1 protein-coding gene is annotated in these 255 nt (G+C 47.8%); it reads left to right on the forward strand.

From position 1 onward, the window contains the following. Nucleotides 1-182, forward strand: a 182-nt coding sequence (locus tag M3205_RS25450; RefSeq protein WP_251172380.1) for a hypothetical protein, incomplete at its 5' end; no start/stop codon positions are given. Nucleotides 183-255 lie beyond the last annotated feature (73 nt).

The following is a 255-nucleotide window of genomic DNA, read 5'->3' on the forward strand; positions in this document are numbered from 1 at the left end:
ATCTTAGTTTTTCTCTTATTTTTGTTTTAAAACGAAGTAAGAGCACAAACCTGAGGGCAATGAGAAGCAAGAAGATCAAGGAAGCGACTGAACGAGCACCGGAGCGTACGAGAGTACGTGAGGAGCATAGTGACGGAGCTGACGCAGAGATTCGCCGCTTATCATTGGCCGAAGTAGGTTAAGTTAGAAAGGGCGCACGGTGAATGCCTTGGCACTAGGAGCCGATGAAGGACGGTACTAACACCGATATGCTTC

The sequence above is a fragment of the Cytobacillus firmus genome (genome assembly GCF_023715565.1).
GTDB classification, from domain to species: Bacteria; Bacillota; Bacilli; order Bacillales; family Cytobacillaceae; genus Cytobacillus; species Cytobacillus firmus_C.